Consider the following 9920-nt stretch of genomic DNA (forward strand, 5'->3'; position numbering starts at 1 on the left):
AAGACCGCCTTTAGCTCTTTATCTGGATTGATTCTGACTTGCTGACAACCAAACATATTTTATTTACCTCCTGTGTCTATGATAGCATAGTAATAGACATTGCAACAGGATTTATGAAACAAGATTATTTAGTGGCAAACACCTCAATTACCTTGATTAACTATCATTTTGTTTGGATAGTTCGGCGGCGGAGAAAAGTTTTAGTAGGAGATATTGATTTGAGATTGAAGGAATTAATCAATCAGGCTGTAACAGAGATAGATTGCAAGGTGATTGCTGTAGAGAGTCATCTAGACCACGTACATTTATTCTTGCAGTCTAACCCTCTTATCGCCCCGAACCAGATTATTCACAAGGTAAAAGGATTTACTTCATTCAGATTAAGAAAGGAGTTTCCAGAACTAATGAAATTGCCTAGTATGTGGACTAGGAGTTATTTTTGTGGGACGGCAGGGGCAGTTTCTGGGGATACGATTAAGAGATATGTTACTCCTCAAAAAACTAAGTAATTGGTTAGCTCCGTACCTACGCTAACCCCCTTATATCCCACGGCTAAAGCATGTGGGTTTTACGGCGTTTTCTATAAATTAGGCGCAGTTAGACTATAGGAATCCTAAATCAGTTGTGGAATGCCCTCACCCCCAACCCCCTTCGACCCCCTTCGACCCCCTTCGACCCCCTTCGACCCCCTTCGACTGGCTCAGGGCTCAGGGCTCAGGGCTCAGGGCTCAGGGCTCAGGGCTCAGGACAGGCCTCTCCCAAAGGGGGAGAGGGGAGCAGGAGAGGGCATAAATCATTTAGGATTGCTATATATCCGATCCTTTATCAGTTGTGGAATGCCCTCACCCCCAACATAAGGCGGCCCAAAGGGGGAGAGGGGAGCAGGAGAGGGCATAAATCATTTAGGATTGCTATAAATCGGTAAATCCAGCAGCGGTGACCCCGACGGACATTAATTTCCTTATTTTAAAGACGCTCTCTCATATTTTATTGTTAAATCATACTGGGGTTTACGTTAAAAAAATTAACAAAATTCACCGCATAACTAAACGGAAAAGCAGCCCAAACCAACCGCAGTTGGGACATCCACCCAAAATGCTTGGATTCGGGTTTGACAAGGGAATGACTGTTTTTTTCTACGATGGGATCCGGTGGAGTCTGTTAATCTGTCTCGACGGATCGGACAAGGCGATCGCCACTCTGCTTAGGGAGAGTAGATATTTTAGGGCCAGACTGGATTAAGCGGCCCGAGCAGAAAAGCGTTATAATATCGCCGTTGACACCCAAGAACGTTGAAATCATCTGCTCATCAATATAATAACCCTCCAACTCCTATGATTTTGAACGTTTATGTCATCACTCCCTCAAAAACTGTGTGGAATGCTTCGAGTTCCGAGGTGATTTTGCCCACAACTACGGGTAAAGTCGGGATTTTATGTGGTCATGTAGCGATGGTTACCTTTATTAAAGTCGGGGTCATGAAAATCCGCTATCAACAAACTTGGATTCCGATTTTTGTACAGGCAGGATTTGCCGAAATTGAAGGGGATATTGTGACCGTTTTAGTGAATGATGCCGAACGGGGCGATCGCATTGATCCAGAACTGGCTCACCTCGAATTAGAAACAGCGCAGGAACAGTTAAATCAGGCTACAAATCCCCTAGAAAAAATCCGCGCTCAACTGTTTCTCGAACAAGCTCGCGCCCGGGATACTGCTGCCCGTGAGTTCCCTCGTTCATTACAACTCGATATCCCAGATCCGATGGATATCAAAAAGGCCGCTGTTTCCGCTTCAAAGGTGATTGAACATTTATAAATAGGGTCAAAAACTGACAGACAAACCGAATATATAGGGCGTCTAAATCGGGAGCATCTCAATTTTTAAAAGAGACCTAACCCCCCAGCCCCCCTCCCTTCAAGGGAAGGGGGAGAAAGAGGTCATAGGGGGAGAAAGAGGTCATCGGTTTTTAGGCAAAATTGAGATGCTCCCTCTAAATCAGTCTGACAATTCTCAGAGGAGTGGGAGCATCTTGCTCCCTTGCTCCCACAGCTTTAGCAAGATGCTCGCACTCCTTGTTTCGGGAACCCGGATAATTCTGGATTGAGTCTCATCCAGATTTTCGCCAAAATTGGCCCAATTTTCTACGGGAATGAGTGCGTTTCCCCAAGGCGATCGCCGCTGAACCAGTAACCACTAGCATTGCGCCAATTACGGCTAAAACTGTTAATTGTTCTGGGGCGATCGGCAGGGGAATTCCCAGGGAAATCACCCAGACAGAAACTAACGTTACAATCGGCGTTGTCGCCAGAATCGCACTGACTTTGGAAGCATCCCAATGGGCTAAAGATTCGGCAAAAGCGCCGTAGGCTACTACGGTATTTAACCCACAAAAAATCAACATTCCCCACTCTAATGGAGTCAGAGTTAATAGTTGGCTGGGGCTAGAAAAAGGCAGGAATAACAAAGTACAAATTCCATATAACAACAGCATGATATTAGAAGAAGATAACTGTTGTAAGAGTTGTTTTTGCGCCAAGGCATAAACCGCCCAAGCTACTGCGGCTACTACCAAAATAATATTGCCGATTAAATAAGTCCGAGGGGCGGCTAGGACGGTTTGTAATTGTTCGTGAAAAAACACCACAAAGCCCAGGGTTAAAATGCCCAATCCTGACCATTGGTGCAGGGTATAGCGTTCTTTGAAAATGGCGATCGCCCCTAATCCCATTAACACCGGCGCTAACTGAATAAATACTTGAGCATTGGCGGGAGAAGTTAGGGCCAATCCTTGTAAATATAGGGCATAATTCACCGCTAAAAAGCCTGTGGCGATCGCCAGTAACTTCCAGGAGATTCCTCGCAGTTTTTCCAGAGAGGGAAGTTGCTGGCGCATCCCTAAAACGCCGAATAATATCCCAAATGACAAGGAAAACCGAAACCAAGTTACGGTGTAAACATCAAGGGCCTGAACAGATACTTTCAGGGCGATCGGTAGCACTCCCCATAAGAACACCGTCACCAGGCATAAAGCCAAACCCAACCGCCAACGCCCGGAACTCTCATGGAGTTTCATCGGTTGTTTAGTCCGTAGGGGAGTGGGTTGATTTTCTAAACTCATTACGTTGATTTAAAAAGGGGAAAAGGATGTCACTTTTCTATTATGCAACATTTTTCCTTCATCCATCATCCCTGATTCTTCATCCTTTCCCCAATAAATCGAGTAACTCGGCTTCCGAGAGTTGTTTAATGCCTAACTCTTGGGCTTTTTTTAGCTTAGAACCGGCATCTTCCCCGAGGAGTAAATAATCGGTTTTTGCACTAACTGACCCGGTAACTTTCCCTCCAGCATTTTGAATTAAAGCCTTGGCGTCATCACGTTTGAGAGTGGGAAGAGTTCCGGTAATGACAAAAGTTTTTCCGGCAAAGATAGCGGGAGATTGACTCGAAGTTTTTTCAGAAACTGGTGTGGCAGCAAATTGTAAACCAGAAGTTTTGAGACGGTCAATTAAGGTTTGATTAGCTGGAACTTGGAACCAGTCGGCGACAGAATTAGCGATTTCTGCACCAATCCCATAAACACTTTCAATTTGGGCAGCAGATGCGGTAGAGAGTTGGTCAACGGTGGGGAATTTTTCGGTTAATAATTGGGCGTTGACACTGCCGACGTGACGGATGCCTAATCCATAGAGGACGCGGGACCAAGGTTTTTGGGTGGATTGCGCGATCGCCTCGACTAATTTCTGGGCGGATTTTTTGCCGAATCGGTCTAATTGAGCTAACGTTTCTATATCCAGTTCGTAGAGTTCTGCCACAGAATTGACTAATTGGCGATCGACAAACTGCTGGACGAGTTTTTCTCCTAATCCGTTAATATCTAAAGCATCGCGACTCCCCCAATGAATGAGGGCACCACGCAAAATTGCGGGACAAGAGAGATTGATACAGCGAGTGACTGCTTCCGAGGGGGGTTTAACCACAGGTTGTCCGCATTCGGGACAGTGGGTAGGCATTTGGAAGCGTTGAGCACCTTCAGGGCGTAATTCTGACAGAATCCGGACGACTTCGGGGATGATTTCTCCGGCTTTTCTGACGATCGCAGTATCACCGATATGGAGGTCTAATTCTGCGAGGCGATCGCTATTATGTAAAGAGGCGCGAGAGACAGTTGTTCCCGCTAATTGTACCGGGGTTAATTCCGCAACGGGAGTTAAGGCCCCCGTGCGTCCTACCTGCACTGTAACCGCTTCAATTTGGGTCGGGGCTTCTTCTGCGGGATATTTGAGTGCGATCGCCCACCGGGGGAATTTTTGAGTAAATCCGAGTTGTTTTTGCAGGGCGATGGTATTAATTTTCACCACCACGCCATCGGTCATATAAGGCAAATCTTTCCGTCTTACATCCCATTCATTATAATAGGATTCAACCGCCTCCAGGGATTGACATAAGGTGCGGTTGGGGTTGACTTTAAACCCCATTTCTTGTAGGAGTTCCAAGGATTGCGATTGGGTATGGGCGATGTCATCATCATCCACACCGGGAATCTGCAAGGTATAAGCAAAAAAGTCTAATCGCCGTTGGGCAACAATCCGCGAATCCAAGTGTCGCAAAGTCCCCGCTGCCGCATTCCGGGGATTGGCTAATTCGGCTTCCCCAGATTGCGATCGCTCTTGATTCATTTTAGCAAAGACTTCTAATCCTAAAAAGGCTTCGCCGCGCACTTCGACCAAAGGGGGAGGGTTCTCTAAATTTAACCGTAAAGGAATGGCGCGAATGGTTCTAACATTTTGGGTAATTTCTTCTCCTTCTATGCCATCGCCTCGGGTTGCACCCCGGACTAATAAGCCATTTTTGTAGGTTAATGCTAAGGCTGAACCATCAATTTTTAATTCGGTGACATATTCAAAATTAGGGGTGGAAACGATGCGTTGCCAGCGGTCCTGCCATTGGGAAAATTCTTCTAAATTAAAGGCATTTTCTAAGCTGTACAGGGGAATGTTATGACGGACGGTTTGAAATTGGGTTGCGGGTTTTTCTCCAACGCGCTGGGTGGGACTGTCGGGGGTGATGAATTGGGGATGTTCTTGTTCGAGTTGTTGCAATTCTCGATAGAGGCGATCGTAAACGCTATCCTCCATGATGGGATTGTCTAGGACATAGTAAGCATAGCTGGCTTTTTGGATTTGTTGGCGGAGTTGTTCGATTCTCTGTTGCAGTTCTAGGGTTGGTTCTGGCATGGGTTTTGTAGGATTGATTGTTTTTGAGTTGGGGTTGGGAGATAAGAAACGACTGAAGTCGTTACTACGAACTCAGATAAGAAACGACTGAAGTCGTTACTACGAACAGGGAGGGGATTTGATAGGGTTATTCTCGCGTTGTTAGATGTCCATCTTCCATTTTTAGGATGCGATCGGCATAATGTTCGATGCGGGGGTCGTGGGTGACGATCGCCACTGCTTTTTGATGGGTTTGGGCAACGTTACTTAATAGCTGGATGACCGATTGTCCAGTTTGATAGTCTAAACTGCCGGTGGGTTCATCGGCTAAGAGTAACGGGGGGTCGTTGGCGAGGGCGCGGGCGATCGCCACCCGTTGTTTTTCCCCGCCACTTAAGGCGGGGGGGAAGAAATTGGCGCGATGGGAGATGTTTAATTCGTCTAATAAAAAATTAGCCCGTTGATGGGCGGATACTCCAGATTTTCCGGCTAAATTTAAAATCAGTTTAACATTTTCTAGGACGGTTAGAAAATTGAGTAGGCGGAAGGTTTGAAAGATGAATCCAATGTTTTTTAATCTAAATTCGGTGACTTCGGTTTGTCTCAAGCCGGTGACTTCGCAATCGAGAATTTTGATAGTGCCTTCTGTGGGTTTTCCCATACAGCCCAACAAGGAGAGGAGTGTAGTTTTGCCACTGCCATTGGGTCCGCTAATTAGGACGATTTCCCCGGCTTTTAACTCTAAACTAACATCTTCAACAGCTTGCACTAAGTTCAGATTTTTTTGTCCATACATTTTGTACAGATGTTCGGCTTTCAAGATAGAATGATTGGACATGATTAAGCTCTAAAGACTTCGGCGGGATAGATGTTTTTCAAGGTTCTAATCGGGGCCAAGGTGCCAATCGCTCCCAGGATTAAGCACCCAACTAATATTCCAGCCGCATCCTGCCAGGTGAAGACAAATAATAAGGACGGAATGACTTCAGCCAGCAAGGGGGCAAAGGTAATATCCACAATTAATCCCAGGGAAAAGCCCAATAATGCGGCTAACATGGATTGTTTTAAGACGAGAGTTATTAAGAAGTTTTGGGATGCACCGACGGCTTTTAACATGGCATAGTCTTCGCGTTTTTCGAGAACCGAGGTGTACATCATCAGGACAATTACTGTTCCTCCGGTAATTGCGCCAAACGAGACGATAGTCCAGAGAATGGGCAGGATGCCGATTTCCATTTCTTCTACATTGTTTTCAGCAAACTGCTGTTTAGGAATAAAGACTAAATCGGGGAATTTGGCTTCTAAGCGGGAGATGATTTCAGGGGAATCCGAGTCGAGATTGAGAAGGAAAAAGCTCCGGACATTCCGTAATCCGAGTAAGCGCGGGATTTCATCAAGGCGAGTAAAGGCAAATTGGCCGACGATTAAATTCGTGCCTCGGCTAATTCCGACAATTTTAAAGGGATAGCCTTGCAGGGAGAGAGAATCGCCGAGTTTTAGGTTATGGGTGGCGGTAAAAGCTCGGTCTAAAATAATTTCCTGGGGTTGGAGATTGGAGGTTCCAGAACTGATTTCCGGTGCGCCGATTTGACTTTCCGAGTCAAATCCGAAGATATATAAGGTAATCGTTTTATCGGGAAATTCAGCGGGGGCGATCGTCCGCAGGAGCCCATCGACACTTTTAACCCCCTCCACTTGGCGCAGGGAATTGCCAAGGGTTTCGGGTAAAAATGAAGAGGTTTTAATTAAATTTCGGGTATTACGTTGACTGACCCAAACCTCAGCTTGAGTGTGTAAAACATAACTTTTTGAGCCAAATTTTACTCCTTGGTAAACCCCGAGTAAAAAGAGCATCAGCATGACGCTAAAAGCAATCCCCAGAACGGCGATCGCAAAGCGTCCTTTCGCTTCCCAAATCATTCGCCAAGCAACGGGAACCATAAGCTAGTATCCTAATCCAATCGATGAAGTGTTCTTTTTCACCAGTGAAGGCTATCATAACGCGATCGCCTCAGAAATCTGACTCCCTCCCCCTTCAACCTCCCTTGTCCCTCCTTTAAACCCAGGACAGTCTGTCTGACTCCGACCCCAACCCTCCTCAGATCGCCCCGAAATTGAGGGATTGACAGGAATTCAAAATCATGCTTTGACCGGGGATCGCCGCAAACCATTCCGGTATAGCCCAAATCAATCCCAAATTTCCGGTCGGGAAACGGGTTACAATAAACTTAGCTTGCCTAAATCAAAACATTACATTTACGCGAAAGATTTTATCTGTGGAATTGCCAGAAAACGCCGCACAACAATCGTTTGAGTTCGACTCGATAGAGGAGGCCCTTGCTGAAATTGGAGCAGGACGGTCCATTATCGTGGTCGATGATGAAAACCGGGAAAATGAAGGGGATCTGATCTGTGCGGCTGAGTTTGTGACACCGGAAATCGTGAATTTCATGGCGGTGCATGGTCGCGGGTTAATTTGTCTGGCGATGACCGGCGATCGCCTGGATCAGCTTGACCTCCCCTTAATGGTAACCACCAACACCGACACCAACCAAACCGCCTTCACCGTCAGTATTGATGCCTCGCCTCAGCAAGGAGTCACCACGGGCATTTCTGCCGAGGACCGCGCCCGCACCATCCAGATTGCCATTAATCCCAACACCAAACCCAAGGATTTGCGCCGTCCCGGTCATATTTTTCCCTTGCGGGCCACATCTGGAGGGGTCCTGAAACGGGCAGGCCATACAGAAGCTGCCGTAGACTTGAGTCAACTTGCCGGACTCTATCCTGCCGGGGTGATCTGCGAAATTCAGAATCCCGATGGTTCAATGGCGCGATTGCCCGAACTCATCAAATATGCCGCCAAATATAACCTGAAGATGATCAGCATTGCTGATTTAATCGCTTATCGCCTCCAACATGAGCGGTTTGTGATTCGGGAAACTGTGGCGGCATTACCCACAGAATTCGGCCAGTTCCAAATCTACGGCTATCGCAATGCCCTGGACAATACAGACCATGTGGCGATCGTCAAGGGAAACCCCGCCAATTTTATCGATAAAGCGGTGATGGTGCGGGTCCATTCGGAATGCTTGACCGGGGATGCCCTCGGTTCCCTGCGCTGTGACTGCCGAATGCAACTCCAAGCTGCCCTAAAAATGATTGAAAATGCTGGAGAGGGCGTGGTGGTGTACCTGCGTCAGGAAGGCCGGGGAATTGGCCTGATTAATAAACTCAAGGCTTATTCCCTGCAAGATATGGGCTTGGATACGGTAGAAGCCAATGAGCGCTTAGGCTTTCCTGCGGATTTGCGAAACTATGGCGTAGGGGCGCAAATTCTCAATGATTTGGGGGTGACCAAAATCCGCCTGATTACCAATAATCCGCGCAAAATCGCGGGATTAAAGGGATATGGCTTAGAAATGGCCGATCGCGTTCCCTTGCTGATTGAGTCCAATCCGTTTAATTGCACCTATTTGGCAACCAAGGCGGAAAAATTAGGGCATATGCTCTTACAAACCTATTTGGTCACCGTGGCAATCCACTGGCAAGAACCGGATCGGGAAGAGGCTCCTGCGGCCCAAGTCCAAGCCTGGTATCAACATTTAGGAAAAATCCGTGAACTCGCCGCCGAACATCATCTGGTCCTGCAAGAGGAAAAACGCCCCGTCACCGTGGCCTTATTTGGCAAACCCCAGTTAACCTTTCACCTAGGATTTGACCAAGCTCATTTAGCCACGACGGATTGGTTTACCCATGCGGAACATCCTTATGTCCAGGCCACATTTCGGATTCTCGATCGCCTCATCCTCTGGGCTGATATTGAGCAACTCCAGTTTCTCGTTTCTACCGGCGTTGATCCCCTGACGAATCTCGGGGTGCAACTCCAACGCCAATCTTTCCCTTTGAGCAAAATGCCTTCGCAACTGTGCGATAGCTTACAGTCACAAGTGATCTATTGCTTTAAGGAGTAAGGGTAAAAGTATAGCCCTGTCAAGGTGGTAAATTTAATTAGGGAACTCCAAAAAATAAAATAGCAATTGTAGGGTGGTGAAGCCACCGAACAGAAGGTGGGCATTGCCCACCCTACTCCCTCCGGTCCCCTCCCCTTGGCAAGGGGAGGGTTAGGGTGGGGTCATCATGACGTGCGATCGCACGTCCCGAGGAATCGGTGGGTGGAGTGTCCACGCGCAAGCGCGATCGCACTTGTTGCGCGTAGAAAGAGGTTGGCACCCGCCTCCATACAGGCGCGATCGCATCCAGTGAGTGCGTAACTCAGGCGATCGCGCCTGTATGGAGGACCCCACCCTAACCCTCCCCTTGCCAAGGGGAGGGGACCGGAGGTGGAGTGACCAAACCCCTACATGAAACTTAGGTATTTTTGCTACAATTAGAGGGAGTGAACTTTCAGAATTTTCTGGGGTTGATTAAGCGGACTTCAAAAATTTTATCCTCGCCGTGAATCAGCAGATGAGGGGAATCTCTTGATTTCAAGGCCAGTAGCCTATTAAAATTGATTAAGATTTGAGGGAAAATGCAAGTTTTCTTGTGATTTTAAAATTATAAGTTTTTGAGTTTACTTCCTTTATTCCCCCGTAAATAGTTTCAATGGTGCGACCTATACCCCGATCGCCAGTTTTCTCCTATAGCGCTGCTGTAGTAACTGTCGTGATTGCCTTACTCCTGACCCTCGCCTTCAAACCCA

8 protein-coding genes are annotated in these 9920 nt (G+C 47.2%); 3 read left to right on the forward strand and 5 right to left on the reverse strand.

Annotation, left to right across the window (positions count from 1 at the left end):
* Positions 1 to 113 precede the first annotated feature (113 nt).
* Positions 114 to 509, forward strand: a complete 396-nt coding sequence (gene tnpA, locus J0895_RS20820; protein WP_207089916.1) for an IS200/IS605 family transposase — start codon at positions 114 to 116, stop codon at positions 507 to 509.
* Positions 510 to 1334: 825 nt separating this feature from the next.
* Entirely contained in the window at positions 1335 to 1817 is a 483-nt protein-coding gene (atpC, locus tag J0895_RS20825) for an ATP synthase F1 subunit epsilon (RefSeq protein ID WP_207089910.1), read from the forward strand.
* A 292-nt stretch (positions 1818 to 2109) separates the two neighbouring features.
* Here the strand turns inward: atpC and J0895_RS20830 are convergent, their stop codons facing one another.
* From J0895_RS20830 to J0895_RS20845, 4 genes are all read right to left on the reverse strand, one after another.
* Positions 2110 to 3120 carry a DMT family transporter gene (locus J0895_RS20830; protein WP_242541470.1) on the reverse strand — a complete coding sequence of 337 codons (1011 nt, stop codon included), beginning with the start codon at positions 3118 to 3120 and terminating at the stop codon, positions 2110 to 2112.
* Between the two features lie 79 nt (positions 3121 to 3199).
* A complete protein-coding gene (ligA, locus tag J0895_RS20835) occupies positions 3200 to 5236 on the reverse strand; it encodes an NAD-dependent DNA ligase LigA (protein ID WP_207089911.1) in 2037 nt (678 codons plus the stop codon).
* 127 nt (positions 5237 to 5363) lie between these two features.
* A complete protein-coding gene (locus J0895_RS20840) occupies positions 5364 to 6053 on the reverse strand; it encodes an ABC transporter ATP-binding protein (protein WP_207089912.1) in 690 nt (229 codons plus the stop codon).
* 2 nt (positions 6054 to 6055) lie between these two features.
* A complete protein-coding gene (locus J0895_RS20845; RefSeq protein ID WP_207089913.1) occupies positions 6056 to 7156 on the reverse strand; it encodes an ABC transporter permease in 1101 nt (366 codons plus the stop codon).
* A 335-nt stretch (positions 7157 to 7491) separates the two neighbouring features.
* Between J0895_RS20845 and ribBA the strand changes: the two genes are divergently transcribed.
* Complete coding sequence (gene ribBA / locus J0895_RS20850; protein WP_207089914.1) at positions 7492 to 9189, forward strand: bifunctional 3,4-dihydroxy-2-butanone-4-phosphate synthase/GTP cyclohydrolase II; 1698 nt, start codon at positions 7492 to 7494, stop codon at positions 9187 to 9189.
* A 150-nt stretch (positions 9190 to 9339) separates the two neighbouring features.
* On the opposite strand, the gene J0895_RS20855 is transcribed toward ribBA, so the two are convergent.
* Positions 9340 to 9522 carry a hypothetical protein gene (locus J0895_RS20855; RefSeq protein ID WP_207089915.1) on the reverse strand — a complete coding sequence of 61 codons (183 nt, stop codon included), beginning with the start codon at positions 9520 to 9522 and terminating at the stop codon, positions 9340 to 9342.
* Between the last annotated feature and the right edge of the window lie 398 nt (positions 9523 to 9920).

Origin of the sequence: Phormidium pseudopriestleyi FRX01 (genome assembly GCF_017313335.1) — a bacterium.
Taxonomy (GTDB): Bacteria; Cyanobacteriota; Cyanobacteriia; order Cyanobacteriales; family Laspinemataceae; genus Laspinema; species Laspinema pseudopriestleyi.